The 25,537-nt window shown below is 62.8% G+C and carries 25 protein-coding genes and 1 tRNA gene; 13 read left to right on the top strand and 13 right to left on the bottom strand.

Features of this window, described 5'->3' with window-relative positions; genetic code table 11:
• Positions 1-8: 8 nt before the first annotated feature.
• Both FV139_RS11525 and FV139_RS11520 read right to left on the bottom strand, forming a co-directional pair.
• Positions 9-1,160 (bottom strand): efflux RND transporter periplasmic adaptor subunit, encoded by a 1,152-nt coding sequence (locus FV139_RS11525; protein ID WP_187276500.1) that lies wholly within the window; start codon positions 1,158-1,160, stop codon positions 9-11.
• Positions 1,161-1,335: 175 nt separating this feature from the next.
• Positions 1,336-1,758: a c-type cytochrome gene (locus tag FV139_RS11520; protein ID WP_148068560.1), complete on the bottom strand. Its 423-nt coding sequence runs from the start codon at positions 1,756-1,758 to the stop codon at positions 1,336-1,338.
• A 135-nt stretch (positions 1,759-1,893) separates the two neighbouring features.
• On the opposite strand from FV139_RS11520, the gene FV139_RS11515 reads away from it, so the two are divergent.
• Positions 1,894-2,517, top strand: coding sequence for a glutathione S-transferase family protein (locus FV139_RS11515; protein WP_148068559.1), 624 nt, complete (start codon positions 1,894-1,896; stop codon positions 2,515-2,517).
• A gap of 6 nt (positions 2,518-2,523) precedes the next feature.
• On the opposite strand, the gene FV139_RS11510 is transcribed toward FV139_RS11515, so the two are convergent.
• Genes FV139_RS11510 through FV139_RS11490 form a run of 5 tightly spaced genes read right to left on the bottom strand, consistent with a single transcriptional unit; the run spans position 2,524 to position 7,707 of the window.
• Positions 2,524-3,780 (bottom strand): hypothetical protein, encoded by a 1,257-nt coding sequence (locus FV139_RS11510; RefSeq protein ID WP_148068558.1) that lies wholly within the window; start codon positions 3,778-3,780, stop codon positions 2,524-2,526.
• A complete protein-coding gene (locus FV139_RS11505) occupies positions 3,777-4,475 on the bottom strand; it encodes an ABC transporter ATP-binding protein (RefSeq protein ID WP_148068557.1) in 699 nt (232 codons plus the stop codon). Before FV139_RS11505 ends, FV139_RS11510 begins: the two co-directional genes overlap by 4 nt.
• 24 nt (positions 4,476-4,499) lie before the next feature.
• Complete coding sequence (locus FV139_RS11500) at positions 4,500-5,723, bottom strand: ABC transporter permease (protein ID WP_148068556.1); 1,224 nt, start codon at positions 5,721-5,723, stop codon at positions 4,500-4,502.
• Positions 5,723-6,952 carry an ABC transporter permease gene (locus FV139_RS11495; RefSeq protein ID WP_148068555.1) on the bottom strand — a complete coding sequence of 410 codons (1,230 nt, stop codon included), beginning with the start codon at positions 6,950-6,952 and terminating at the stop codon, positions 5,723-5,725. Before FV139_RS11495 ends, FV139_RS11500 begins: the two co-directional genes overlap by 1 nt.
• Positions 6,949-7,707, bottom strand: a complete 759-nt coding sequence (locus FV139_RS11490) for an outer membrane lipoprotein-sorting protein (protein ID WP_148068554.1) — start codon at positions 7,705-7,707, stop codon at positions 6,949-6,951. The genes FV139_RS11495 and FV139_RS11490 overlap by 4 nt, the downstream gene beginning before the upstream one ends.
• Positions 7,708-7,820: 113 nt before the next feature.
• Between FV139_RS11490 and FV139_RS11485 the strand changes: the two genes are divergently transcribed.
• Together FV139_RS11485 and FV139_RS11480 are read left to right on the top strand one after the other, a co-directional pair.
• Positions 7,821-8,831, top strand: a complete 1,011-nt coding sequence (locus tag FV139_RS11485; protein WP_187276499.1) for a DUF3080 family protein — start codon at positions 7,821-7,823, stop codon at positions 8,829-8,831.
• 121 nt (positions 8,832-8,952) lie between these two features.
• Positions 8,953-9,573 carry a DUF4136 domain-containing protein gene (locus FV139_RS11480; RefSeq protein ID WP_187276498.1) on the top strand — a complete coding sequence of 207 codons (621 nt, stop codon included), beginning with the start codon at positions 8,953-8,955 and terminating at the stop codon, positions 9,571-9,573.
• Positions 9,574-9,643: 70 nt separating this feature from the next.
• Here FV139_RS11480 and FV139_RS11475 read toward each other — a convergent pair whose 3' ends face one another.
• Positions 9,644-10,186, bottom strand: a complete 543-nt coding sequence (locus FV139_RS11475) for a glycine zipper 2TM domain-containing protein (RefSeq protein ID WP_148068552.1) — start codon at positions 10,184-10,186, stop codon at positions 9,644-9,646.
• 262 nt (positions 10,187-10,448) lie between these two features.
• On the opposite strand from FV139_RS11475, the gene FV139_RS11470 reads away from it, so the two are divergent.
• From FV139_RS11470 to FV139_RS11450, 5 genes are all read left to right on the top strand, one after another.
• Positions 10,449-10,997 (top strand): DUF2058 domain-containing protein, encoded by a 549-nt coding sequence (locus FV139_RS11470; RefSeq protein ID WP_148068551.1) that lies wholly within the window; start codon positions 10,449-10,451, stop codon positions 10,995-10,997.
• 11 nt (positions 10,998-11,008) lie between these two features.
• Positions 11,009-12,022: a zinc-dependent alcohol dehydrogenase family protein gene (locus FV139_RS11465; RefSeq protein ID WP_148068550.1), complete on the top strand. Its 1,014-nt coding sequence runs from the start codon at positions 11,009-11,011 to the stop codon at positions 12,020-12,022.
• Between the two features lie 441 nt (positions 12,023-12,463).
• A tRNA-Arg gene (locus FV139_RS11460) sits at positions 12,464-12,540 on the top strand.
• Between the two features lie 307 nt (positions 12,541-12,847).
• The gene (locus FV139_RS11455) at positions 12,848-13,129 is read left to right on the top strand and encodes a type II toxin-antitoxin system TacA family antitoxin (protein WP_148068549.1); all 282 of its coding nucleotides are present in this window, start codon (positions 12,848-12,850) and stop codon (positions 13,127-13,129) included.
• Positions 13,130-13,648, top strand: coding sequence for a GNAT family protein (locus tag FV139_RS11450; RefSeq protein ID WP_148068548.1), 519 nt, complete (start codon positions 13,130-13,132; stop codon positions 13,646-13,648). It abuts the gene before it with no gap.
• A gap of 36 nt (positions 13,649-13,684) precedes the next feature.
• Here FV139_RS11450 and FV139_RS11445 read toward each other — a convergent pair whose 3' ends face one another.
• On the bottom strand, positions 13,685-14,179 hold the full coding sequence (locus FV139_RS11445) for a DUF3592 domain-containing protein (protein ID WP_148068547.1): 495 nt from the start codon (positions 14,177-14,179) through the stop codon (positions 13,685-13,687).
• Between the two features lie 146 nt (positions 14,180-14,325).
• Positions 14,326-15,756 carry a dynamin family protein gene (locus FV139_RS11440; RefSeq protein WP_213004090.1) on the bottom strand — a complete coding sequence of 477 codons (1,431 nt, stop codon included), beginning with the start codon at positions 15,754-15,756 and terminating at the stop codon, positions 14,326-14,328.
• 380 nt (positions 15,757-16,136) lie between these two features.
• Between FV139_RS11440 and FV139_RS11430 the strand changes: the two genes are divergently transcribed.
• The 3 genes from FV139_RS11430 to FV139_RS11420 all read left to right on the top strand — a co-directional run bounded on the left by FV139_RS11430 (position 16,137) and on the right by FV139_RS11420 (position 18,774).
• Positions 16,137-17,051 carry a prenyltransferase gene (locus FV139_RS11430; protein ID WP_187276497.1) on the top strand — a complete coding sequence of 305 codons (915 nt, stop codon included), beginning with the start codon at positions 16,137-16,139 and terminating at the stop codon, positions 17,049-17,051.
• Between the two features lie 10 nt (positions 17,052-17,061).
• Complete coding sequence (locus tag FV139_RS11425; RefSeq protein ID WP_148068544.1) at positions 17,062-17,721, top strand: sugar transferase; 660 nt, start codon at positions 17,062-17,064, stop codon at positions 17,719-17,721.
• 75 nt (positions 17,722-17,796) lie between these two features.
• Positions 17,797-18,774: an LOG family protein gene (locus FV139_RS11420; RefSeq protein ID WP_148068543.1), complete on the top strand. Its 978-nt coding sequence runs from the start codon at positions 17,797-17,799 to the stop codon at positions 18,772-18,774.
• 16 nt (positions 18,775-18,790) lie between these two features.
• On the opposite strand, the gene FV139_RS11415 is transcribed toward FV139_RS11420, so the two are convergent.
• Complete coding sequence (locus tag FV139_RS11415; protein ID WP_148068542.1) at positions 18,791-19,114, bottom strand: DUF2834 domain-containing protein; 324 nt, start codon at positions 19,112-19,114, stop codon at positions 18,791-18,793.
• Positions 19,115-19,493: 379 nt separating this feature from the next.
• Between FV139_RS11415 and FV139_RS11410 the strand changes: the two genes are divergently transcribed.
• Positions 19,494-20,729 (top strand): DegT/DnrJ/EryC1/StrS family aminotransferase, encoded by a 1,236-nt coding sequence (locus tag FV139_RS11410; RefSeq protein ID WP_148068541.1) that lies wholly within the window; start codon positions 19,494-19,496, stop codon positions 20,727-20,729.
• 137 nt (positions 20,730-20,866) lie between these two features.
• Positions 20,867-22,432, top strand: coding sequence for a fatty acyl-CoA synthetase (locus tag FV139_RS11405; protein ID WP_148068540.1), 1,566 nt, complete (start codon positions 20,867-20,869; stop codon positions 22,430-22,432).
• A 36-nt stretch (positions 22,433-22,468) separates the two neighbouring features.
• On the opposite strand, the gene FV139_RS11400 is transcribed toward FV139_RS11405, so the two are convergent.
• Together FV139_RS11400 and FV139_RS11395 are read right to left on the bottom strand one after the other, a co-directional pair.
• Positions 22,469-23,332, bottom strand: a complete 864-nt coding sequence (locus FV139_RS11400) for an SDR family NAD(P)-dependent oxidoreductase (protein ID WP_213004089.1) — start codon at positions 23,330-23,332, stop codon at positions 22,469-22,471.
• Between the two features lie 199 nt (positions 23,333-23,531).
• Positions 23,532-25,232, bottom strand: a complete 1,701-nt coding sequence (locus tag FV139_RS11395) for a bifunctional metallophosphatase/5'-nucleotidase (protein ID WP_187276496.1) — start codon at positions 25,230-25,232, stop codon at positions 23,532-23,534.
• Between the last annotated feature and the right edge of the window lie 305 nt (positions 25,233-25,537).

Genomic DNA, 25,537 nt, shown 5'->3' with positions numbered 1-25,537 from the left:
ATGCCTCCTCAGCCCTCTTTTACGCCGGTGCCGGGAATGTCGTCGTCGACTCCCACCGGCATCGCGGTAACCTGGACCGTCATACCCGGCCGCACCTGCTGCAAACCCCGGACCACCACAGGCTCGCCCTCCTCAACCCCGCGGCGCACCAGGATATGCAGGCCGAAGCGGTCACCCAGTTCCACGTTGCGGCGCTCGATGATGTTGTTGCTGTTGACCACCAGGACGAAGGGCCCCTGCTGATCGGCCTGGACTGCCGCCTGGGGCATGAACAGGCCCTGCAGCAGGTTGGTGTCCTGCAGGATAACGCGCACATACTGGCCGGGCACCAGGATGGAGTCGGGGTTGGGTATCTCGGCGCGGGTCTCCAGGGTGCCGGTGTTGGCGTCAATGCGGTTGGCAAAGTAGTCGATCCGCCCCACTTCGGGATAGACCACACCGTCAGTGAGTTCCAGCGTCACCTCGATGCTGTTGAGTGATTCCGGCGTGAGCACGTTGCCCTCCTGATGGTCCAGTGCCGAGACATAGGTTGCCTCGCTGATCTGGAACAGGGCCTCGATGGGGTCGATGCTGACCAGGGTGGTGAGATTGCCGGAGTTGGGGCCGACGAGATCACCCGGGCTGGCACTGCTGCGGCCGATACGGCCGCTGATCGGCGCCTTGATGACGGTATAGCTCAGGGAGACCTCGGCACTGGTGACCTCGGCCCGGGCGGACTCTATCTGGGCGTCAGCGTCGAGTTTGCGGGCCAGCAGGTCATCCATTTCCGCCTGGGAAATGGCCCCCTTGGGCAGCAGCTCCTGGCCGCGCTTGAAGTTGCGCTCGGCATTGGCCTGGGCGGCCGTGGCCGAAGCCATCAGCGCCTTGGCCCTGGCGAGTGCGGCACGGTACTCGGAATCATCAATGGTGTAGAGCACGTCGCCGGCATCCACCCGCTCGCCCTCGCGGAACTCCCGGGAAGACAGGTAGCCGGTGACCTTGGCCTGGATGGCAACATCGTCGCGGGCCTGCAGGCGGCCCACATAGGTCGACTTGGGCTGGTAGGGTTCCGCAACCACCTCGTCCACCACCACGTTGATCGGTGGCGGAACCGCCGCCTCCTCGCTACAGCCCACCACCAGCAGGACGCTGGCAACCAGCATCAGAACTCGAAGTTTCACGGACTTCCCCTTAACTGGACGTTCAAATAAGTGTACCAGACAGACTGTGACAGCCCGGGAAGGTTGCATTAAAGAATGGCAACTTGTGGCCCGTGAGGGAGTGTGCACCAAGCGCACAGACAGAAAAGCCGCGGCGCCAGGGGCAGCCGCGGCTTCAGGGGGTTTGGAGCCGGGCCTACTGGCTTTCTTCTACCATGTAGTCCACTGCGGCGATCACTTCCTCGTCGGAGCAGTTGACGCAGCCACCCTTGGCCATCATGCCGGTACCCGGGATACCTTCAATGCCGTGCTGGTGCAGGGTGTCGATACCCTTGGCGATACGCGCCGCCCAGGCATCCACATCACCCTTGATGGGTGCACCACCGGCGCCGGTGGAATGACAGGCCATGCAGGCGGCATCGAAGACTTCCTGGCCGGAGCGGGGGCCGCTGCTCACAGCCACGGCCGGGCCGCCACAGCTGGTGTCGCCCTGCAGGCAGACATCCCCGATCGGGGCAATGCGTTCTTCGATGGCGGCGCGCTGGCTGTCGCTCAGTTCAACCGCGGAGGCAGCTACAGCGACCAGCAGGGTCGCCAGGATTGTCAGGGTACGGATCATACTACCGGTCCTTTTCTTGTGTGGCGCGCATTATAGCCAGATATAGGACGGGGGAAAACTCGCCTCTGGCCAGCTCCCCGGATTGTCCCTAGGATAGATGCCCACTCTCGACAGCACGGATAACAGAGGCCCTGCATGAAACTGTACACCTACGACCCCGCCCCCAACCCCAAACGCCTCCAGCTCTTCATCAACTACAAGGGCATCGATATCGAGACCGAGCAGGTCGACCTGATGAAGCTGGAGCAGTTCAAGGACGAATTCCGGGCGGTCAATCCGGTAGCCACGGTACCGACGCTGGTCACCGATGAGGGCGTCGTACTGGCCGAGGTGATCGGCGCCTGTGTGTACCTCGAGGAAAAATTCCCCGACAAACCCCTGCTGGGCACCACCGCCCTGGAGAAAGCCCAGGTCATCAGCTGGGACCACCAGATCTTCAACACCTGCCTGACGGCCGTGGCCGAGATCCTGCGCAATGGCAACCCGAACTTTGCCGGCCGTGCGCTTCCCGGCGGGCTGGACATTCCCCAGATCCCGGAACTGGTCGAACGCGGCAAGCTGCGCCTGGCACCAGCCTTCCGGGCAATCGATGCCGCACTGGCGGATTCCCCCTTCCTGGTGGGCGACAGCGTCACCCTCGCCGACATCGACCTGCTGGTGTGCACCGAATTCTGCGGCTGGGTGAAAGAATCCGTCCCCGAGGACTGCGCCAACATCCACGCCTGGCTGCCGCGTGCCCGGGAGGCACTGGGCCTGTAACCACCGTCAGAACCAGGCCCCGAGCTGCAGGAACAGGCCGGGGCCGGTAGCCAGCGTGCCCGCTGGGGAGACCTCCAGGCCACCGTACTCGGTCCCCGAGGGCCCCAGCGGAACGTTGAGCGCCGCCAGCAGTTGCCAGTCCTGCGCCATATCCCAGTTCAACACCACTTGCGCCAGCCCCGAGCCGTCGCCCACATTGGCGTACAGGGCGGGCTGCAGGTGCAGCAGCGGGGTCAACTCCACCTGCAGCGAGCTGGCCAGGTAGTGCCGGCCGATGGCGAACAGGTCGCCCCGCGCCAGGCGCATTCCCAGCGCCGTATCGGGTGCCAGGCCAGTAAGTGAGTAGTCACCCTCGCGCAGGCCGAAACCGTTGAAGTAATACTCGGCCACCGCGCTGACATTGTGGCCGCCCCAAACCCAGGACCAGGTCCAGTCCAGCACCGCACTGGTGACCCAGCCATCGGCGCTGTCGGTGCTCACGACATCGCCCCGCAGTACTGCGTCGCCGAGGTTGGTGCTGCCGCCGATGGCCAGCATGGTGTCACCGTAGTGCTCGGCCACCAGCAGGTCGTACTCCCGCTCCAGGGCAAAGCCGTGGAATTTGAGCGCGGAGGAGCTGACGTCACTGTTCACATCACCCGCCCCGTCGCGGCGTTCGACCCGCACCAGTTGCCAGTCGCTGCCGCTGTCCAGCAGGTACTGGCCGCTCAGCATGTCGTCGCCCACCTTGTATTCGGTGTCTACCGCGGCGGGGTCGAAGGGGTTGAAGACATCCACCGGATTGAAGATAAGCCCGTTGCCCCAGCTGATGGCCTGGCGCCCGAAGCGCCAGACCACGCGCTCCCCGGTATAGCCCACGCTGAGCCGGTCCAGTCGTTGCGCCACCGCGTGGCGGCTGCCATCACTGAGGGTGTCGGTCAGCTGCCACCAGCGCCGCTCGTCGTCCGGCAGCGTCGACGGCACAGCAGTATCCTGCAGCGCCGCGGGGGTATTGACGGTGTCGCCCCAGCGCCCCAGCAACTGGTAGTCCGCCTGCACATCCCAGGCGCCCCGGCGGCCGGCAAAGCGCAGGCGGAATTCCGCACCGGCATCGACGCTCTCGGGGCCATAGGCCTGGCGCAACAGGCTGTCACCGGGATAGTGGCTGCCGAACAGCTGGGTTTTCAGGTGCCCACCCTGCAGGCCGGGTATGTCAGCCCAGCTGGCCTGCGCTACCAGCAGGCCCATGGTGAGCAGGAGATTGCGTGTCAGTGCGCCCCTCATTCGACGGCTTCGGGGGTCCGCTGGTCGCTCTCGATACGACCATCCTGCAGGCTGACCACCCGGCGGGCATAGCGCATCACCCGGGTGTCGTGGGTGGCCATCACAAAGGTCACCTTGTGCTCGCGGTTGAGGTGGACGAACAACTCCATCAGCTGGGTGGCACTGTGGCTGTCGAGGTTGGCGGTGGGTTCGTCCGCCAGGATGAGCTGTGGTTCGCTGGCGATGGCCCTGGCCACCGCCACCCGCTGTTGCTGGCCGCCCGACAACTCTGCCGGTCGGCGCCCGGACAGGCCCTCCAGGCCAATTTCCGCCAGCACGGCTTCGGCCCGGGCCGCCCGCTCCTGAGCGCCAACCCCCTGAAGCTGCATGACAAACTCCACGTTTTCCCGGGCAGACAGGACCGGCACCAGATTGTAGGACTGGAACACAAAGCCGATACGATTGAGCCGCAGATCGGCCAGCTCGCCCTGATCGAGGGTATCGATGCGGGTATCGCCGAGCACGATCTCGCCGCTGTCCGGCCGGTCGAGCCCACCCATGGCGTTCAGCAGAGTGGTCTTGCCGGAACCGGAGGGGCCGACCAGGGCGACAAAGCTGCCAGCCTCGATATCCAGGCTGACATGGTCGAGCCCGGTGATTTCCTCCTCGCCCTGGTGGAAGGTCTTGCACAGGTCGCGGCAGTGGATGGCACTCACTCGTCTTCTCCTACTAGCATCCCGTCAATGCGAATTCAGGGCGCGGATCGGGTCCAGCCGGGCGGCCCGCCAGGCGGGTATCAGGCTGGCCAGTACCCCCAGCCCCAGCACGACCACCGTAGCCAGCACCATGTCGCGCCAGTACAGCGCGGGGTACAGGGTGGCGCCCATGGCGAACATTTCCATGCCGCGGGCCACCGACGACAGTTCGATCCCCGATTCCAGCGGCTTGATGGTCAGCCAGGCGGCGCCATTGCCCACCGCCAGGCCGAGCAACAGCAGGTACAGGCTTTCCAGCAGTACCTGGCGCAGGATCAGGCCCGGCCGCATGCCCAGCGCCTGCATCAGGCCAATCTCCCGGATGCGCTCGAATACCGCCATCGCCAGGGTGTTCACCAGGCCGAAAGACAACGCCAGGAACACCACCACCATGAACACCAGGGAAAAGCCGTCCTGCAGATCCAGCATGCTCGACAGGAAGGGATCGAGTTCGGTCCAGGGCAGCACTTCGAGCTGCGGCCCGGCGGCGCGGGCCAGGTGTTCCACCAGCGCCTGCGGCCGGCGGTAGTCGGTGGCCATCACGGCGACTTCCGACACCTGCCCGGGCACCTGCAGCAATTCCTGCAGGGCAGCGCGGCCGGCGTAGGCAAAGCGCTCCTCATCCCCCGGCAAGCGGGCCTTGTAGATGCCCACCACCCGCACGCCGCGATCCGCCACGTCGTTTTGCGGGTCCTGGCTCATGATCACCACCCGCTTGCCCAGGTCGGATTCCAGGCGCTCCACCAGGCGCTGCCCCAGCACCACGCCGCGGTCGTGCTCATCTTCCAGGAAGCGCCCCTCGCTGATGGTGGGCGGCACCGAGCCCAGCGCGCGCTCGGCAGCGGGGTCCACCCCCAACAGGGTCAAGCCACGGCTGGCGCGGGCACTGGCCACCATGGCGGGCACCCGCACCCGGGCGGCCCAGGCGGTCACGGGCGGTTCTGCCAGCGCTGCCTGCAAGGTACCCTCGGGCGACGGCATACTGTTCACCACGCTGGGATCGTCGCGGTAGGCGCGCTGGTGGATTTGCACCATGCCGGGCAACTGCTCCAGGCCGCTGCGCACCATCTCGTCCACCATGCCGCGCATCATGGCGCTCATGAACACCATGGCCCACACCCCGACGGCGACTGCCGCCAGCATAATCAGGGTGCGGCGCCGGTTGCGCCAGAGGTTGCGCCAAGCCAGGCGCGAGATGCCCGCTCCCATCACACGGCCCTCATGGCGGCAACCGGTTGCAGGCGCAGTAGCCGCAGGGCCGGGTACACTGCGGCCAGCAGCGCACCGAGGAATACCGTAAGCGGCCCGAGAAACAGCGACAGCAGACTCACCTGGGGATAGATGCGCGGCGGCAGGTTAAACCGCGCCGCCGCCTCGGCCATTCCGGGGTAGCTGAAACCGTAGGCGTCAAAGTAGAGCACCACCAGGGCGCCCAGGGCCACGCCCAGCAGCAGCCCGATCAGGCCGAGAAAGATGGTTTCCAGCAGCACCAGCCGCCCCAGGCGCTGAGGCCTGAGCCCCAGTGCCAGCATCACGCCGAACTCCCGGGTGCGCTCCAGCACCGACATCAGCTGGGTATTCAGTACACTGAGCGCCACCAGCACAATGAGCACGCCGTACATAAACCAGGCGCTGACCATGTCACTGCGGATGGCTTCCCGCAGCCCCGGCTGCAACTGGTCCCAGTCCAGGGCCACCAGCGACTCGCCAACCGGCAGGCTCGCCTGAATCTGCGGCACCAGCATGGGTGCCCGGTTGACGTCGTCGAGGCGCAGCACCACCGAATGGGCCCGGTCACCCAGGGCAAACACCTGCTGAAACCAGGCCAGGGGCGCCTGGGCCACGCCGCGATCCACCTCGGCCAGGCCACTGTCGATGATGCCCACCACCGTCGCCACACCGGCAGCCACCGACCCGTCGTATCCGCTGCCCAGCAGCGTCACCTCATCCCCCGGCGCCACCTTCAGGTTGCGGGCCAAGATACTACCCAGGACAATGGCCGCGTCATCGCCCTGCTGCAGGTAACGGCCGCGACTGACCAGCCCCGGGTAGCTGGACACCTGCGTTTCGAGCGCCGGTTGCACCCCGGTGAGCTGGATTCCGAAAGAGCGCTGTTCACTGGAAGCCAGGGCAAAGGTTACCGCCCGAGCTGCCGTGGCTTCCACGTGCGGTTCCTCCGCCAGGCGGGAGGCCAGGGCGGCAGCCTCCGGCACTGTCTGGCGCATTTTCTGCTCCTCCAGATAACCGAGGTGCTGCACCTGCAGGTGGCCGGTAAAGGCGCTCAGGGTGTTGTCGATCATCATCCGGTAGGAACCCAGCTGGATTGCAATCAGGAACACCAGCAGCGTGTTGCAGAACACCATGGCCCCTACCGTGAGCCAGGTGCGGCGGCTGTGTCGCCACAGGTTACGCCATGCCAGCAGGCCGGTGATATTCACTGGCGGGGATTGCGCAGGTTGGACAGAGTGAAGAGGTTGGCGGCCACGTCCACGTCAAACTGGATGGCGCCGGTGCGCAGCTCGGTCCACTCCTCGGGATTTTCCTGCTGGCTCATGCGCATCACGGTGGCCACGTTACGGCCGGACATGGGCTGTATTTCGAGGGCCCGCAGCGTTTTCACCAGCACATCGTCCTGGTCGCGAAAATCCTGCTGCAGCAGCACCCAGTCATCGCGCACCGTGAGCACCTCGCGCCCCCAGACGACCGCGGCTTCCTCGTGGGGAACGGACTGGATGACATAAACCGTGTGCCCGTCCTGCTCGCGGGTCTCCAGCAGGCTGTGGTCGTACTGGTCGATGATGTCAGTGTCCTTGCTGACATCCTTGTTGGAAAAGTCACTGCCCATCCAGTTCTGGCTCATCATCGAAGCGGGTATCTTGATCACCCGGTTGATACTGGGGGTGAAGGTCCACATATTGCCGTCCACCGTGAGGGTGCCGTTGCCGGCGTCCTTGCGCGGCGCCGTGACCCGCACCAGGGTGTGCTTGTCCCCCTCGGTCCAGGCCCGCATGGACATACTGCGCTCCCAGTCGGGGCGGTGGATGACCATGGTCATCTCGCTATAGGAAGTGGTACCGCGATAGTGGTCGATGGCGCTCCGGATGATCTCGCTCGCGGTGGGCGCGTCCGCCCCCAGGGCCCGAGTACACAGCAACGGGCTCAGCAGCAGAATAAGCAGCAGTCTTGCGGGCATGATCGACCTCCGCACGGCAGGGATGCACAGCAACTTATCACACCCGCCCTACCCCGCACACCGCGACTGCAATGGATGCAGCCCACCGCCGCGAACTGGGGTATAAAGGGCGCATGAAGAAAGGGCCTCTCCTACTGTTAGGTGTTCTGGCGTTGGCGGCCTGCGCCCGCCCGGGGCCGGAGGCGCTGTTCGACACCTATCTCGAACGCCTCGAGCGCACCCTGGACGTGGCGCGCCCTCCCGTCGATCGCCCACAACTCCCCCGCCAACCGGACAGGGCCGGGCTGCGCCTGGTGTTCGAGTCCACCAAGCTCGACACCCTCGACTTCCTGTCTCTGAGCGGTTGCGAGGTACAGATCACTATCGGCAAGCGCAACAGCAGCCTGGGCCGCATGGCCAGCGCCTCCCAACGCCTGCTGCTGGACCTGGAATACCTGCGCCTGGCGCCCGAGTGCATCAACTGGCAGCGGCAGAAGGGCAACGACGAACTGGCGCTGGTCCTGCGTGAGGCCTACCTCCAGAAACAGGCCCAGCTGCCCCGGCGCATATTCCTGGCCACCCTCGGCGGCCCCGAGTATCGCGCGCTCTGGCAGCGCCCGCACGACCTGACCGGCTACCCCGCCAATACCGGCCCTGCCGTGGTGACAGCGCTGGAAGCGATCACCACCGAAAGCGAGCGCTGGCTGGCTGGCGACTATCGCGCCGACAACCTGAACCTCGAGTTACTGCTCAGTGAGGTCAACAAGGGTGACGGCGGCGCCCTGTTGCTGGCCCTGGCAACACAATCCAGCTGGCTCGGGGTAGCCGACCGCATGCTGAATGCCCGGCAGGCACGAGGCCCCCTGTGCCTGCCACCCCTGCGCCCGGCGGTGGCCGATATCCTGCCGAACGTGGTGGCACGCTTTTTCGCCGGGGAGATCCAACCGTGGTCAGCGGCGGTCAACCGGCGCCAATACCAGCTGCTTCCGCCGGTGCTTGCGCTCGAATCACTGCTGCAATCAGCACTGCCGCCCGCCTACACCCAATGGCAGGCACAACGCGATGCGCTACTGGACCAGTGGCGACTGGCACCCAAGCGACACGTTCACGCGGTACAGGAACTGTTGGCGCCCTGCACAGCCTAATACGGGTGTAGGTCGCGTCGTGATCCCGGGTATACTCCTGAACTGGTCACGCATGCTTTACGAAACTTTTAATACGCAGTACCCAATACGCAATACCCAATACGCCCCGAGGAGATCGATAATGTTGAACGCCATCCGCCAATCCAGACGCGTACTGGCTGTCGTCGCCGCGAGCCTGCTGGTCACTGCCTGTGCCAGCAAGCCACCCAAGCCCGACGTGGACTACATGAACGACTACGATTTCTCCGGGGTCAAAACCATCGCGTTCTACGATGAGTCGGGCCAGGTCAGCGGTGACAACCCGATGCAGCTCAGCGATATCCAGATCGATCGCGTGGACGACGCACTCACCTACGCCCTGAAGCAAAAGGGCTTCCAGATTGTGGCGGACGCCAGCCAGTCGGACATGTTGTTGAGCTGGCACCTGGTGACCCAGTTCAAGACCGACGTACAAACCTATAACAGCCCCGGTATGTACGGCCCCTACTACGGTTACAACCGTTACTCCATGTACAACTGCTGGTCCTGCATGCCCGGCGGCACCGAGGTGGTAACCCGCAACTACACCGATGGCACCTTCATCGTCGACATGATCGACCCCGGTATGAAGCAGTCCGTCTGGCGCGGCACCATCCACTCCCGCATCAAGGACAAGGATCAGCTGAAAAACCAGGAAGTGGTCAACGCGGCCGCAGTGCGCATTTTCGCGGCCTTCCCCCCCGGCATGGCTGCGGCGCAGTAAGCGTACACCCCCACCGGCATAAAAAAACCCGCGACAGGCAACCTGTCGCGGGCGCGGGCGGCCACCCGGCTTAACTCTCTTTGGACAACACCAGTTTGCCCTCTTCCACCGGGATGCTGTCACCCGGGTGATAGGCCATGCGGATGGTGTCCTGTTCGCCGTCCAGGCTGTAGGTCACCTCGTAGCCGCTGACTACCTCGCGGGTATCCACCACGGTTTCGCAGCGTGTTTCGGTGGTGACGTAGGTATCACCGGCCTGCATCTGCTCCTGGGTCTTGTTACCGGCGTAACCACCGGCTGCGGCACCGGCTACCGTGGCAATCTTCTTGCCGCTGCCACCACCCACCTGGTTACCCAGCACACCACCGATCACGGCACCGGCTACCGTGCCGAGCACCCGGTGCTGGTCCTGCACCGGCTTCTGGCGGGTCACCGCCACGTCCTTGCAGACCTCACGGGGATCTTCCACCGTCTCACGCACCTCGGTAACCTCGAGCACTTCCGCTTCGTTGGCTCCTGCCCCCCCCGGGAGCAGGCCATAACTGGCCAACACGCCACCCGCTGTAGCCAGGGACACACCCAGTACCGCACCGGTCAACATCGACTTGTTCATTTTTTAACCTCCATCTATTGTTGCGCCAGGCCCTGTCCAACCTGTTGAATTTGAACAATTTTTCGCCAAGGGCCTTATCGCTTTGTCACCCGGTTGACGACTTTAGGCGCAGAGATATTCCCGTCAAGGATATTATTTACCTTTATTTACAATCACCGCTTATATCTAAATGACCTAAGCACAGCCTCCAACGCCCTGATGGCTGGGCCTGACCCGGCCACGGCGCTACAATCAAGCCCCCAATTGCAACCAGACTCACACCATGTCCGGATCCCTGAAAGACCAGTTGCTGCAAGCCGGCCTGGCCGATGCCAAGCGCGCCAAGCAGTTCGACAAGGAAAAACGCAAGGCCTCCCGGATCGCCCGCCGCAGCGGCGAGGTGATCGAGGACGAAATCAAGGTGGCCGCCCAGCAGGCCCGCGCGGACAAGGTCCAGCGCGACCGCGAACTGAACCAGCAGCGGGAAGAGAAAGCCCAGCGCAAGGCGATCAACGCCCAGATTCGTCAGCTGATAGAAACCAATGAAGTGCCGCGCAAGGGTGGCGATATCAACTTCAACTTCACCGACGGCAAGCAGGTGAAGAAGTTTTACGTGGACGCCATGCAGCAGAAGCAACTGGCGGCCGGCCGCCTGGCCATTGCCAAACAGGGCGACCAGTACGCACTGATCCCGGCCGCCGTGGCCGACAAGATCGCCGAACGGGACGTAACCCGGGTGATCCGCTGCCAGGAATCCGACGCCGCCAAACTTACCGCGGAAGAGGAAGAGTGGTACAAGGACTACGAAATCCCCGACGACCTGATGTGGTAAGAGGAAGCAACATGCTCGCAATGCGCCTGAAAGCCCCCGGCGGCCTGGACCAACTGACAGCCGCTGAGTTAAGCCCGCGCGACCCCGGCCCTGGAGAAATCCAGGTGGAAGTGAAGGCCAGCTCCCTCAACTTTCACGACTATGCCGTAGTGACCGGACTGATCCCCAGCGAGGACGGCCGCATCCCCCTGTCGGACGGTGCCGGTGTGGTCACTGCCGTGGGCGAGAATGTCGACCGTTTCGCGGTAGGTGACAGGGTGCTGAGCTACTTCTTCCCTCACTGGCAGGATGGCGCCCCTGCGCGGCCCCGAATGGGCGGTGTACCCGGCGACAACGTAGACGGTTTTGCGGCCGAAACCGTCACCATGCCTGCCACCGCCTTCAGCCGCATGCCCGCCAACCTCGACTTTGCCGAAGCCGCCACCCTGACCTGCGCCGGCCTGACCGCCTGGCGCGCGGTGATGGTGGAGACCCACCTCAGGCCCGGCGACTGGGTACTGGTGCAGGGCAGCGGCGGCGTATCCATTTTCGCCCTGCAACTGGCCCGCATGATGGGCTGCCGGGTGATCGCCACGTCCTCATCCGACGAGAAGTTGGCGCGGCTGGGCGAACTGGGGGCAGAAGCCCTGATCAACTACCGCAGCACCCCAAAATGGGGCGACAAGGTACTGGAACTCACTGGCGGCCAGGGTGCCGACCTGGTGGTGGAAGTGGGCGGTTCCGGCACGATAGCCCAGTCCGTTCGCGCCGTGGCCTTCGATGGCTGCATCAGCATGATCGGCGTCCTCACCGGCGTCTCCGGCGAGGTACCAACAGCAGCGCTGTTCCAGAAAAACGCGCGCATCCACGGCATCACCGTGGGCAGCCAGCAACACCAGGCGGACATGATCGCAGCGGTGGAAGCGAATAACCTGAAGCCCGTGATCGACAGCCACTACCCGCTGGCAGAACTGGCCGACGCCTTCCGTCACCAGGAGAGCCAGCAGCACTTTGGCAAGATCTGTGTGGATATTGGCGCCAGCTGAGGACCCTGAGGGCGCCGGCGAGTGATAGACTCAAGGCGCCTAAGTGGGTATTATGCGCGTCCTCTTGGGCTCCCCAAGCCCACTATAAACACCGCCCGTAGCTCAGCTGGGTGGAGCCGTTAAAAAACTGCGCAGCAGTTTTAGGCGGAACGACCGAAATCTGTGATTTCGGGCTGGCCCCCGAAGGGGGAGCGTTGCCAACGCTCTATCCACCGGAGGTTTGGGATAATGCTGAGACGTGTGAATACACGGACAACTTGTTCAGACCGCCCGTAGCTCAGCTGGGTGGAGCCGTTACAAAACTGCGCAGCAGTTTTAGGCGGAACGACCGAAATCTGTGATTTCGGGCTGGCCCCCGAAGGGGGAGCGTTGCCAACGCTCTATCCACTGGAGGCCTGGGAAAATGCTGGGACGTGTGAATACACGGAAAACTTGTTTAGACCGCCCGTAGCTCAGCTGGATAGAGCGTTGCCCTCCGGAGGCAAAGGTCAGAGGTTCGAATCCTCTCGGGCGGGCCATTTTAGTCCTTACCGATCAGCCACTGGCTCTACGGCTCTACCCCATTAGGGCTTGGAAGTTGCGGCCTCACTCACCCCCTTTTCCCGCAAAATCATGTGCAACAAGTCCGAAGTGGCTTAGATGGCCAGGGATAGCTGTAAAAATTTATTTTCATTATTTATCAATACGTTACGATAACGCCGAGCAAAATATCAGTCAGCAACACCACCAACAAGAAGGCAGACATGAAACTTTCCTTGAGATTGTACGTCATGTTGACGTACATTAGCGCAAATCAAGAGACTTGATCTCTCAGAGGAAGGAGAAATGACCACTTCAGCCCGTAAAGAGCGACTGGACATGAGAGTCGACTCAGAAACGAAGTCCCTGGCAGAAAGAGCTTCTGCGGCACTGGGCTGCTCGTCAGTTACAGAATACATCACTCGCCTGATTAGGCAGGATGCGCCTGAGATTTTGAAACAGCAAGCCTCTATCAAAGTTACGAATGACCAGTTCGATGCCTTCATGATGGCATGCCAGGACACTTCTGCCGTCCCCAGCGCCCGTATCCTGGAGGCCGCCAAGCGCCTTGATCAAGAAGGATTTTGATTGTCAGTTCCGCAAGAGTTTATAGCGCTCAACCCTTCACATTTTGACGTCAAGGCCTTCGATTGCGGAAAGCCTGACATGAACGCGTTCTTAGCCCGCTTCGCAGCAAAGAACATGGGATTGGGTTTGAGCAGCACTTGGGTATTGCCTGCACGCCATCCCGAGGAAGGCGCCAAAACACCAATGGCGGCCTACTACACCCTGGCTTCATCTACCGTCTCAAAAGCGGAAATCCCTGTTGAGGCCAAGCTACCGAATTATCCGGTGCCAGTCGTGCTGCTCGCACGGTTGGCCGTGGATAAGGCATACCAAGGCAAGCGCTACGGAGAGAAAACTCTGGTCAGCGCACTGAGGCATAGTGTGCAACTGACGGATAATGGACTGCCCGCCATTGGCTTGATTCTCGACTTGCTCGACGATGATGCGAAAGCATTCTACGACAGGTTCGATATGTTTCAGCCATTCACAGATGACCCAATGAGACTGTTTGTACCGATGAACGTACTCAGGCAAATTTGACGGGGGGGCCTCGGCCCTGACAACCTGAAGACCGGACTACATCCCGATCACCTGGGGCATTTTGATCGGCATGTCATCAATCCAGACTGCTTCAGCAGGGCGCCTGGGGTTTATGATGATCTGAATCGGATTACCTGTATCCAGTGTGCCGAAACGTCCCGATGAACCCCATGTAGTCTGTCCTCGATACTCCACTCCCTCGTATTCGTACGAATAGACCAAACGCTTCTTGAGAAATGATCCACCATCACTGTTGTTCTTCACCCTGCGCTCTTTGATCTCAGTGACTCTACCCTCCATGGGAACGCCGTGCTTACGGACGACGAGGAAAGGTCGCAGCCGCAAAGCGGCAGTAAGGCCAATAAGCAGCGCAATGGCCAAGGTTGTCGGAGCAACCCAGTCGGGTACAGCCATCAGACTCAAAAACCCGTAGGCGATGAGCGCTACTGCACAGTAGGCACCACCGAGCCGCCCCCAAAGCAGAAGAGTATCTACAGCTACCGCCAGTTGGTAGTCGCGCCTGGACGCCATGGGCTGTCCCCATTGATAACGAGAAGCAGTGAAACGCTATCACACAGTTAGTCAGATTTTAATCGGAAGCAGACTCTAAAACCGGGACTCGCGAATACCCGCTATGGGTCGAATGCGGCATCCAGCCTGAGCGAGGGCCCCGCACTTCAACCGTCCCCGCCAGAAGGTCGCGCATAGCAGTCATTAAGTGCCTGCACAAAGCCGTCCGCCTCAGACAGCACCTTGTCCAGCTGCCGCCGCCGCCAGCGTCCCCAACCGCGCGGGTTGGCATCGGCGAGTGAATTCCACCAGGCCTTGCGGTTCCAATCGAAAGCCCGCAGAACCTGATCACGATCCGGCCCCAGGGACTCGTCCTTCGCCAGTTTGCGTTGTGCAGCTGCGCCAGCAAGCGCTCGCAGGGGGTAGTAGATAAGACAAAGCAGCACAGCGAGTACCGCGCCCACCGTCAACTGTTCGGGAAGTGAGAGTCCGGTAAACGGCAGCAGGTGAAAGCCCTCCCAGTGCCCTCCCCCGATACTCCACCAGAGAAACAACCCAATCAGCAGGGAAAACACCGGCAGGCTGTACCAGAAGGTACGTCGGCGCCAGGCACGGCGGGCCTCGGTCAGGCGCGGCACGATGGTGTCGCGCAGATGGCGGGCGGTTTTGTCCAGTACCCCCACCACGCGATAGGCGCGCTCCACTTCCACCTGGTGAATGCGGGCCTCGATCTCTGCCAGGTCCTCGTCGCGCTTGCGCTCCAGGCGCTGGCGGATCTGATCGTCCTTGATCGGCAGGGCGGCACCCCGGGCGTAGATGCGGTAGAACCGCCCCGCGGTCAGCCCGTGCTGGGCCAGGGCGCGCTGCCAGGCGGCCACCACCTCCTCGGGGTTGTCTTCGCGGGCGGTGTTATCGATCTGGTTGAGGATATACAGGAACTTGGTGGCATCCGGTCGCTTGACCGTTTCCGCCACCAGGTGCTTCAGGGTATCGGCCATGGCCCCCGGTTCCGGGTGGCGGGCATCGAAGAACACCAGCACCAGGTCAGACAGGTTGATGATGTGCTCGGTAATGACCAGGGTCGAGTTGCGCTGCTGGTCGGCGTCGAAGCCGGGTGAGTCGATCAGAATCTTGCCGCGAAGGTGTTCCGCCTGCAGGGTCTTCAGCTGCAGGTAGGAATCCACCCGCCGCCCTTCGCCTTCCGCCACGCGCTCGATATCCAGGCTGATCTGGTAGAACGGGAAGCGTGGATCACTGTCCAGCGCCAGCCCCGGCAGGGAGGTCGAGGCGCCGCCAGTGCCGTAACAGACCACCGTGAACTTGTCGTCTACCGCCTGGTTGCCTGTGCGCTGCAGGTTCTCACCGGCGTACTGATTGATAAACGTGGACTTGCCCGCGGAAAAGGTGCCGAGCAGGGAAATGACCGGCCACCATGACACCTGGGTCGCGTAGGAGCTATCGCGCTCCATCAAACCCAGTTTGCGGGCAACCCGGTCGAGACGCTGAAAACTCTTTACACAACCTGCCAGAATCGGGTTTTCCTGCCGGAGGTGAGCCTCCAGGCGCTTGATCCGTTCCTGAGTGGTGCTTCTGGCCAAGTTTAAACCTCCCGGTTTCCCATTGCCGCCTCTTGGCAGTATAGGACGCATGTGTGAATTGCCACGCAAACCGACACCCGCTATCGCAACCCGGTCGGTTCATGACCCACCCTACCAGCCCGGCACTCCCCGAGGGAAATCGTCAGGTATCCGTCTTGTTCTGCTTGATGCGCTTCACTTCTTTCACCAGCTTGGCAAAGCTTCTCCCCTGGGAACGTTTTTCGGCCAGGGTGGCGGTGGCCAGTGCATTCTCTCGCAGGAGCTTCTGGTAAATAGCAGCATACCCACACGCGTGATGTCACCCGAACCCGGGATCGGTAGCGGAATTCGAGATGACCGGGCTACACTGAAGCCCCCGACAAATGGCGCTGACCAGGCCAATGGACAATCAATTCAACGCCGGCCTGTGGCGCCTGGCAGACCCCAAGATCAGTATCACCTCCCTGGCCGCCATGACCGTGGGCGCGGCGCCCGTTGCCGGGCACCCGGATTTTTCCTGGCCGTGGCTGGCCGTCATGGGGCTGGCCATGTTCTGTATGGAAGTGGCCAAGAACGCCTGGGGGGATGTCTACGACTACGACTCGGGTACCGACCTCGCGGTGCAGCCCGAGGACCGGACCAACTTCTCCGGCGGCAAGCGGGTACTGGTGGATGAACTGCTGTCCCGCCGCCAAACCTGGGGCATCGCCTTCGGTTTCGGGGCGGTGGGTATCGCCCTGGGCGCGCTGATGGTCCTGCTGCGCGAACCCGGCCTGTTCTGGCTCGGCACCACCGGCCTGGTACTGGGCTGGTCCTACCACGGGCCACCCCTGCAACTGGCCTACCGCGGGCTCGGCGAGCTGGACGTGGTGTTGTGCTACGGCCCACTGGTGGCCCTGAGTACCGGCATGCTGATGAGTCACAGCGTCAGCTCTGACGTTTTCTGGCTCTCCCTGCCGCTGGGTATCTTCATCGCCGCCTTCCTCTGGGTGAACGAGTTTCCCGACTTCCACGCCGACCGCAGCGCCGGCAAGTACAACCTGGTGGCACGCCTGGGCAAGCACCGGGCCAGCCGCCTGTTACCCGTGATCTACCTGGCCGGCTTTGGGCTGCTGCTCGTGTACCCGCTACTGGGTGGCCTGCCAAAGCCCGTCTGGCTGGGCTTCTCCGCCCTGCCCAGCGCACTGCTGGCCCAGTACTGGACCTGGCACGAGCCGGACACCTTTCACCGCAACCGGCCAGTGCAGCCCCTGACGCTGCTCACCTTCGTGCTCTACGCCGCCGGAGTAGGGGTCGGCGCTGTGCTGGGCTACTGAAACCAGACCGATGACGTCGCCTCGGCAGCACCGCTGCAAACCCATTGTGGACCTGGCCTGCGCTGCCGCGGCACTCGTGGGCCTGTCACCGCTGCTGTTGGCGCTTGGCCTGTGGGTGGGCCTGGGCAGCGGTCGCCCCATCCTCTATGGCCAGATGCGCCTGGGTCGCAACGGGGTGCCTTTTACCCTGTATAAATTCCGTTCGCTGCAAACGGGTACCGGCGACAGCAGCAGTATCGCGGCGGAAGACGATGCCAGGATCACCCGTCCCGGCCTGTTGCTGCGGCGCTGGCGGCTGGACGAGCTGCCCCAGCTTTACAATGTGCTGCGCGGTGATATGAGCCTTGTCGGCCCCCGGCCCCTGCCCCTGAAACACGCCGCTCACCTGCCCCCGGAGGCGCTCGCCGCGTTGCAGAGCGTGCGCCCGGGAATCACCGGGCCGGCGGCGGTGGATTTTCTTGCGGAGGACGCCGTACTGGCCGGGCGGGACGAGGCAGAATCCCTCTACCTGACCCGCCTGCTGCCAGAAAAAGTCCGTCTTCAGCTGGCGTACCTGGCAGATCCCTCCCCCTGGCGCGACTGGCCGGTTGTATGGCGCACCCTCACCAGCGTGTGGTCGGGTAGGGCGCGGCAGCGCTCTGCGGAGCATATCGCCCGCCTGCTGGAATAGCCGACCCCGCTGGACATCAGGCCCTTCACACGGGCAGTACCGTTTACCGCCGCGCTGATCTAGACTCAGCTCACTATGGATGACGACAACAAGAACCGCAGCGTGCCCCCGCCGGCCCCACCCTTGCAGCGCAAGCAGCGGTTGCCCTGGGAAACGCCAAAGCCAGCACAGCAGGATCCAACCTGCTCAGAGCAGTTACAGGCGATTCTGGAGAGCCCCTCCTACCAGCCCAGTGTCGAAGACACGCACTTTCTCGAGAGCGATGACGCCCGTGGCGTACGCCTGCAGCTGGACTACCTGAAACCGGAACGCCTGATGCGGAAGCACGGCATTCGCCACACCATCGTAGTGTTCGGCAGCACGCGGATTGTGGAACCGCTCGCCGCCCGCCAACGGGTCGTCGAACTGGAACACGCCCTGCAGCACAGCCCACAGGACCCGGAGTTCCACCGCCAGTTGAAGATCGCGCAGCGCATCGAGGAGAACAGCCGCTACTACGAAGTGGCGCGAGCCTTCAGCCGCCTTGTAGCGGAGTCTGGAGAAGGCTGCAGCGACTCCCGGCTGGTGGTCATGACGGGGGGCGGGCCCGGCATCATGGAAGCGGCCAACCGCGGCGCCTGCAACGCCGGCGGCGAAACCGTAGGCCTTAACATCACCCTGCCCCACGAGCAGTTTCCCAACCCTTATGTCACGCCGGAGCTCTGCTTCCAGTTCCACTATTTCGCCCTGCGTAAAATGCACTTCATGCTACGCGCCAGGGCGCTGGTGGCCTTCCCCGGTGGTTTTGGCACCCTCGACGAACTGTTTGAAACCCTGACACTGATCCAGACCCGGAAGATCAAACCCCTGCCCGTGATCCTGGTGGGAGAGAGCTTCTGGCGACGGGCATTCGATGTGGACTTCCTGGTGGAAGAGGGGGTAATCGACAGCGAAGACCGGGACCTGTTCTGGTTTGCCGAATCCGCCGAGGACATCTGGGAGAGCCTGCAGTTGTGGTATGAACGTGCCGGTGAGCCCCTGATTCAGCCCAATGACCCGGCCAACTCCTGCTGAGCGCAGGCAACCGGGCTCAGGGCGACGGCACCTTTTCCAGATGCACCGTGCGCATCAGCAGAAACAGCGGCAGACCCAGTGACACGCCCACCGTGAAGGTGCCAAGCGTGGGCAGCCACAGGTGCTTCATGCCCTTCGCGAGGCCTTCCGTCCAGATGAACACCAGCAGCACCAGCGCCGAGACCATCACGTCCAGCCACGCGAAGGTGCCGATGCCGGTGCGGATGGCATCCGCGAGGAACAACTGGATATCGGGGCCGTTTTCGACAAGCCAGGGCAGCAACGCGCCATAGGGTAAAACCGTGCCGAGGATACACAGCAGGCCGTAGACGTATCTCATGGAGCAATCTCCGTGGGATGGCGGTTGTGGATTCTCTCACGGGCAATGGCCGTTAAGTCGAGTCGGTCTGGATCGGGCTTGAGCATATCGAAGCTACCTGCAGGTCAGTCCACTGAGTTCACAGGATAGACCACTGCACTGCCTTCGTAGCGACTCAGCAAAGTCTCCTGTGACGATCGGAAATGGGTGACGCGCAACTTTTGCCCCGGGTATCCCCAATTATTGAACCAGCCTGCCGGCAGGCGATTTCAGCCCACCTGGTGTTCCGCGTATGCTGACTTTGATGACGGCACATTCATCGAATGCCGCAGCATTCCCGGGCGCGATCAGTAAACCCGGCAAGGCTGAATCCGCAGAGCAATAAAAGGAATAACAGGCGATGACCAGTAACAAGCTTGCGCCCCGCGTGGTCCGCTACGGCGGCGCCATGTACGGACAGGATGAAATTCAACAGGTGAACGCGGTACTGGAAGACCCCAACGGACTGATTCCAGGCACACGCGTCTGCGAATTCGAGGCCCGTGTCGCCGAATTCATGGGTAAAAAACACGGCGTCATGGTGAACTCGGGTTCTTCGGCGCTGATGATTGCCATGCGCCTGCTCAACCTGCCCGCCGGGTCCGAGATCATCACTCCCGCGCTCACCTTCTCCACGGATGTCGCCACCATCTACCAGGCGGGATACACGCCGGTGTTCGTCGATGTGGGCCTGGACAGCTACCAGATCCTGGCGGACCGGGTCGAGGACGTCATCACGGAAAACACCCGGGCGCTGCTGGTGCCCGACCTGGTGGGGGGCATTGGCGACTGGGACAGGCTGCGCGAGATTGCCGACCGCCACGGCCTGAAACTGGTGCACGACTCCTGCGACACCCTGGGAGGCAGCCTGCGGGGACGAAAGACCGCTACCCGGGCCGACATCTCCGTCACCAGTTTTTCGATCTTTCACATCATTACCGCCCTCGGCAACGGTGGCATGGTGTTTTTCGACGACGATGCCCTGCTGGACCGCGCCCTGATGCTGCGCGCCTGGGGCCGCTCTTCCGAGAAGTACATGTTCGGTACCAAAGTGGCGGAGAGCGACGGCCGCTTCCTGGAGCAGATGGATGGCGTCGATTACGACTCCCTGTTTATCTTTGAAGACCTGGCCTACGGCTTCATTCCCAACGAGGCGGGCGCGGCCTTCGGCCTCGGGCAGATGAACCGGATCGACGAACTCTGGCAGCTTCGCAACGCGCGCTTCCAGGATTATTACGCTTTCTTCGAACGGCACGCCGACAAATTCATCGTGCCCACCACATTGCCCGAGACCGAAACCACCTGGATCTGCTTCCCCCTGCAGATTCGCCCGGAGACCGGCTGGAGCCGCAAGGCCCTGCAAATCCACCTGGAGGACAGCGGGGTCTTCTCCCGGGTAATCTTCTCCGGCAACATCACCCGCCACCCCATGCTCAAGGGAAGGGACTACCGTATTCATCCCGCGGGACTGGGCAACTGCGACCAGATCATGCAGCACGGCGTCATGCTGCCCTGCCACCCCACCATGAGCGGGGAAGACCAGCGCTATGTCCAGCAGGTGCTGGAGGCGTTTATCGAGGCCGACGGCAAGCCGTAACGACCACTCGCGCGAAACGACAATAATCACCACGGGGACTTGTGCCGTCGCGTCCGGCTCTGGAATATGGGCAGTCGGCTGGCCCGCCACCCCAACGCAGCATAAGAACGACACATCGCCACAGGAGACCTCTACCCATGAGCGACCCCCAACTCCGTCAGCAATCGATTTACGACGTATTGCGCCGCACCGCCGCCCGCCACCCGGACCGGGCGGCCATCGCCCAGTTGGAGACACGCTGGACCTACCGCGAATTCAACACACTGTGCGTGCGTGCAGCCGGTGCGCTGGTGAAGCGAGGTATCCAGCCGGGAGACCGGGTGGCGGTGCTGTCGCGCAACTCCAATGCCTTTGCAGTAGCACGCTTTGCCATTGCCGCCGCCGGCGCCGTGCTGGTGCCGGTCAACTTCATGCTCAATGCCCAGGAGGCCGCCTACATTGTCGGGCACAGCGGCGCGCGGCTGCTGCTGACCGGTGCCAGCGAATGCGACAAGGCCCGCGAGGTGGCAAAGCAATGTCCCGCCGTGGAGGGCCTGGTGTGCCTGGACCTGAACAGCGAGGCGCCGGCAGACCTGGAGGCCTTCACCGCCTTCATCGCGGCGGAACCGCTGGCCAATCCACCCGCCGTCGACAGCCAGAGCCCGGCGCAGATCATTTACACCAGTGGCACGGAATCGGCCCCCAAGGGCGCGGTGCTCAGCCACGCCGCCGTGATGTGGCAGTATGGCAGCATACTCGTCGATGCCGAGGTGGCGGGTGATGACGTGCTGCTGCACGCCATGCCCCTGTTCCACTGCGCCCAATTGGACTGCTTCCTCGGCCCCTCAGTCCAGGTGGGTGGGCAAAATATCATCACCGATGACCCCACCCCCGCCAACCTGTTGCGATTGCTGGAGCAGGAGGGCGTGACAGCCTTCTTCTGCCCGCCCACCGTGTGGATATCCCTGCTGCGCGATCCCGGTTTCGACAGCACAGACCTGTCCAGGCTGCGCAAAGGCTATTACGGCGCCTCCATCATGCCGGTGGAAGTGCTGAAGGAAATCCAGCGGCGCCTGCCGGACCTGCGGCTTTGGAACCTCTACGGCCAGACCGAGATCGCCCCGGTGGCCACCATCCTCAAGCCCCAGGACCAGTTGCGCAAGGCAGGCTCAGCCGGCCAGCCGGTGCTGCATGTGGAAACCCGGGTAGTGGACGACGACGGCAACGACGTCGCCACGGGCGAGATCGGCGAGGTGGTACACCGCTCGCCACAACTGCTCACCGAGTACTTCAAAAATCCGGAAAAAACCGCCGAGGCCTTCGCCGGCGGCTGGTTCCACAGCGGCGACCTCGCCACAGTGGACGACGAGGGCTACCTCACCATCGTCGATCGCAAGAAGGACATGATCAAGACCGGCGGCGAGAACGTGTCCGGGCGGGAAGTGGAAGAGACCATCTACCAGCTGCCCTGGGTGGCCGAGGTGGCCGTAATCGGCCTGCCCCACGCCCGCTGGGTGGAGGCGGTTGCCGCGGTGGTGGTGCCCAAGGCCGGCAGCGAAAACGAAGCCGACGAGCAGGCGGCGATTGCCTTCTGCCAGGAGAAACTGGCCGGCTTCAAGGTACCCAAGCGCGTCGTGCTGGCGGCGGATTTGCCGCGCAATCCCTCGGGCAAGATTCTCAAGCGCGACCTGCGCGAGGCCCACGCCGGGCTGTTCGACGAATAGTCCGGGCGGGCCTGGTACGCCCGCCTGAGAGTGAGCTCAGCTGTCGACCGACAGGCCCATGCTCTGCAGGACTTCTTCCGGTAGTGCCGGTTTGGACAGGGTCGACAAGTGCTGGGCCCGGCCCGTAGCCATCTGGCGAGTGATCTCCGGATGGGTGGACACCCAGAACTCTCCGGCGGCAATCTGCGGCAGGATGCGCCGGGCCGCCTCGTAGCCGGAGATCCCGTCTGCCTCCAGCATCGCGTTCATCATGCTGCGGTGGGCTTCACTACCGGAATCGGTGGTGGTGCTACCGTCGCTGAAAATTCGGGTGGCAACCGGTCCCGGCAAAATCGCGGACACCGCAATCGGTGCCCCGGCAAGCTGCATCTCGAGGAACAGGCACTCGCTGTAGGAGATCAGCGCGTGCTTGCTGAGGATGTAGGAGGTCTGGATGGGCATCATGCCCAGGCCACCGATAGACGCGGTGTTGGCGATCCAGGCTGGCTTGCCACAGGCGATCATGCGCGGGGCGAAGGCACGGACTCCGTGAATGGCGCCGTGAATGTTAATGTTGAGGGTTCTGTCCCACTGCTCTGCGCTCAGCTCCCAGCTGTAACCGAGGGTCTCCACCCCGGCGTTGTCGATCAGCAGGGTCACATCCCCGAAGCGTTCGTGGACCGCCGCCGCCAGGGCGTCGATCGACCCAGCGCTGGACACATCAACGCGCAGCGGATGCGCCTCACCCCCGCCTTCGCAAATGGACTGCGCCACCTGCTCCGCCCGCTCCAGGGCGATATCGGCCACCACCACCCGCATGCCCGCCTCGGCGGCCACCCGGGCCAGGCCCTCGCCGATACCCGATCCAGCACCGGTAATGACCGCGACACCGCCTGCCAATTGTTCCAGGGAATTCGACATGCCCATCTCCTCCAGGTTGTTGTTATCTACTGAACAGAAAGCTGCCCATTATGGCCCGCGACAGGCGTCGCCTGCCTCCTGCATATGGCTGAGGCGGTTCAATGACGATAAACTCGGAGGGATAATACGGCTGCGCTGGTCAGATGACTGAGAGCGCAGCCGGCTTGCAGCGGGATATCGGGAGTGCCTGCCCCGTCTGTCAGTTCACTTCGTTAACCCGGTCCGTGGAGGGTGGTGCCACCGGGCTGTTGGCACCCAGGTAGGTAGTGAGCGCATCCAGGTCAAGGCCCCAGGTGACCCGCGATGACGCTTCGGTGAAGGTAGTGAAGCTGTCGCCACCATCGGCGAGGAAGCTGTTGACCGCCACCAGGTAGACATCATCCATATACACCGGCTCACCGTTCAACTTCACGTTGCTGACGGTGATCGATGTACAGCCGCCGCCGACAAGTTCCTTCTCGAGGTCGTAGGTGAAACCTGCCGATACCCCCAGGTGCAGGAACCGGGTGGGCTGGCACTGTTCTTCCAGCACCTCGACAATCTGCTCGCCAGTCATGCTGATCACCTCGAGACCATTGTTGAAGGGCTGGAAGGTGAAAGCCTCGCCAAAGGTCACATTGCCGTCGCCTTCGGAGCCGGACTGGGCGTAGACCAGGTCGGAGCGCACGCCCCCCGGGTTCATGAAGGCCACCTGGCTGCCGAAGGTCTGGGTCGCCCAGAACTGGGCGTCGGCGACCAGGTTGCCGGCCGCGGACTCGACACTGCGGTCGGAACCCGAGGGATCCCCCCCGCGATTGATATCCTCGGTAATGCTGCCCACCACCTCGTTGGCGAAGTCGTCGTACAGCGGTTGCCACTTGTCGATGACGGCGGTAACGGCGGGGTCAGGGGTGAGCTCTTCGCGTACCACGGCGTGGTTGTAGGCCGAGGTTTTCTTGCGGTCCACGTCATTGGTCTTGGGATCGAGCACCAGTGTGACTTCAGTCACCACCCGACCGTATTGATAGGCGGAGGTGACGATACGATCATAACCCGCGGCATCCGGCAAGCGGCAATTGTAGGGCTGGTGAGTGTGACCGGTGATCATCACGTCGATTTCCGGGTCCAGCGCAGCGTTGATGTCGGCCACCGGTCCCTCGAAGTCGTCACAGGCGTTGTAATCACCGGGGGCCGGCACCTGGTTGCCGCCCTCGTGCAGGAGCACCACAATGGCCTCAACACCCTCACCGGCGAGAACCGGAACCAGGTTATTGGCGGCCTCGGCCTCGTCGAGGAAGTCCCAGCCTTCGATCCCGGCCGCGGCAACGATGGTGTCAGTCCCTTCCAGGGTCATGCCGATGAAGGCCACTTTGACCCCTTCAACTTCCTCGATCCAGTAGCCGGGCAGCGGCGTGGTCACCCCGTCGAATTCACTGACCACGTTGGCAGCCAGCCATTTGAAATTGGCCCCGGCGTAGGGCGAGTCAGGGTAGTAACAGCCATCCACGGGATGACAGCCCCCGTTTTGCATGCGCAACAGTTCGTCGACCCCCTCGTCGAATTCGTGGTTGCCGACACCGGAGAAATCCAGGCCCATGGCATTGAGTGATTCTACCGAGGGCTCGTCGTGGAACAGGCCCGAGAACGCCGGGGTGCCACCGATCAGGTCACCGGCAGCCACGGTGAAGCTGTACCTTCGGTCCTGGCGCAATTCAGCCAGCTTGGCGGACAGATATTCACCGCCACCCTCGTCGACGCCAAAACCCACCGCGTCGGTCTTGAGGTGGCCGTGGTAGTCGTTGAAACCGAGTAACTGAACCTCGATTTTTCGGCCGAGTGCTTTGCCCTTACCGGGATGATCTATATGGGCAGGATTTTCCGCTTGTACTGCTGCCGCGATGAGTGAAAGTGACGCGGCCATTGCGAATGATGCTGTACGACGATGGTGCTTCATCATGGAACCCCCATTGTTTCGGATGGATGACTTGGCGAGTAACGGAACAAGTAACGGTGCTTCACAGGATCAGACGGTCATTCTGCTGGTATAAAGTTAGTCGCTTTTTTTCAAATTGACCGAGTCGTTATTGAAGCGTGGAAATATGACGGTCTGTGGACGTTGTTGTGACAGCGGCAGGGGGAGGGAGATCACTTGAAGTGGTGGTTTACACTGCCGGGGAAGCGCCGGCAGGCGCAGCGCTGTGAAACCGGTGCCAACGGCGGGAGCAG

Source organism: Parahaliea maris (assembly GCF_008064665.1).
GTDB lineage: Bacteria > Pseudomonadota > Gammaproteobacteria > Pseudomonadales > Halieaceae > Parahaliea > Parahaliea maris.
This window is presented reverse-complemented; position numbering and strand designations above follow the sequence as displayed.

Excerpts from the sequence above, each read along its gene's own strand:
- FV139_RS11520 (WP_148068560.1), bottom strand. The coding sequence starts at position 1,758 with ATGATCCGTACCCTGACAATCCTGGCGACCCTGCTGGTCGCTGTAGCT.
- FV139_RS11515 (WP_148068559.1), top strand. The coding sequence starts at position 1,894 with ATGAAACTGTACACCTACGACCCCGCCCCCAACCCCAAACGCCTCCAG.
- FV139_RS11510 (WP_148068558.1), bottom strand. The coding sequence starts at position 3,780 with ATGAGGGGCGCACTGACACGCAATCTCCTGCTCACCATGGGCCTGCTG.
- FV139_RS11500 (WP_148068556.1), bottom strand. The coding sequence starts at position 5,723 with ATGGGAGCGGGCATCTCGCGCCTGGCTTGGCGCAACCTCTGGCGCAAC.
- FV139_RS11490 (WP_148068554.1), bottom strand. The coding sequence starts at position 7,707 with ATGCCCGCAAGACTGCTGCTTATTCTGCTGCTGAGCCCGTTGCTGTGT.
- FV139_RS11485 (WP_187276499.1), top strand. The coding sequence starts at position 7,821 with ATGAAGAAAGGGCCTCTCCTACTGTTAGGTGTTCTGGCGTTGGCGGCC.
- FV139_RS11480 (WP_187276498.1), top strand. The coding sequence starts at position 8,953 with ATGTTGAACGCCATCCGCCAATCCAGACGCGTACTGGCTGTCGTCGCC.
- FV139_RS11475 (WP_148068552.1), bottom strand. The coding sequence starts at position 10,186 with ATGAACAAGTCGATGTTGACCGGTGCGGTACTGGGTGTGTCCCTGGCT.
- FV139_RS11470 (WP_148068551.1), top strand. The coding sequence starts at position 10,449 with ATGTCCGGATCCCTGAAAGACCAGTTGCTGCAAGCCGGCCTGGCCGAT.
- FV139_RS11465 (WP_148068550.1), top strand. The coding sequence starts at position 11,009 with ATGCTCGCAATGCGCCTGAAAGCCCCCGGCGGCCTGGACCAACTGACA.
- FV139_RS11455 (WP_148068549.1), top strand. The coding sequence starts at position 12,848 with ATGACCACTTCAGCCCGTAAAGAGCGACTGGACATGAGAGTCGACTCA.
- FV139_RS11445 (WP_148068547.1), bottom strand. The coding sequence starts at position 14,179 with ATGGCGTCCAGGCGCGACTACCAACTGGCGGTAGCTGTAGATACTCTT.
- FV139_RS11430 (WP_187276497.1), top strand. The coding sequence starts at position 16,137 with ATGGACAATCAATTCAACGCCGGCCTGTGGCGCCTGGCAGACCCCAAG.
- FV139_RS11425 (WP_148068544.1), top strand. The coding sequence starts at position 17,062 with ATGACGTCGCCTCGGCAGCACCGCTGCAAACCCATTGTGGACCTGGCC.
- FV139_RS11420 (WP_148068543.1), top strand. The coding sequence starts at position 17,797 with ATGGATGACGACAACAAGAACCGCAGCGTGCCCCCGCCGGCCCCACCC.
- FV139_RS11415 (WP_148068542.1), bottom strand. The coding sequence starts at position 19,114 with ATGAGATACGTCTACGGCCTGCTGTGTATCCTCGGCACGGTTTTACCC.
- FV139_RS11410 (WP_148068541.1), top strand. The coding sequence starts at position 19,494 with ATGACCAGTAACAAGCTTGCGCCCCGCGTGGTCCGCTACGGCGGCGCC.
- FV139_RS11405 (WP_148068540.1), top strand. The coding sequence starts at position 20,867 with ATGAGCGACCCCCAACTCCGTCAGCAATCGATTTACGACGTATTGCGC.
- FV139_RS11400 (WP_213004089.1), bottom strand. The coding sequence starts at position 23,332 with ATGTCGAATTCCCTGGAACAATTGGCAGGCGGTGTCGCGGTCATTACC.
- FV139_RS11395 (WP_187276496.1), bottom strand. The coding sequence starts at position 25,232 with ATGGCCGCGTCACTTTCACTCATCGCGGCAGCAGTACAAGCGGAAAAT.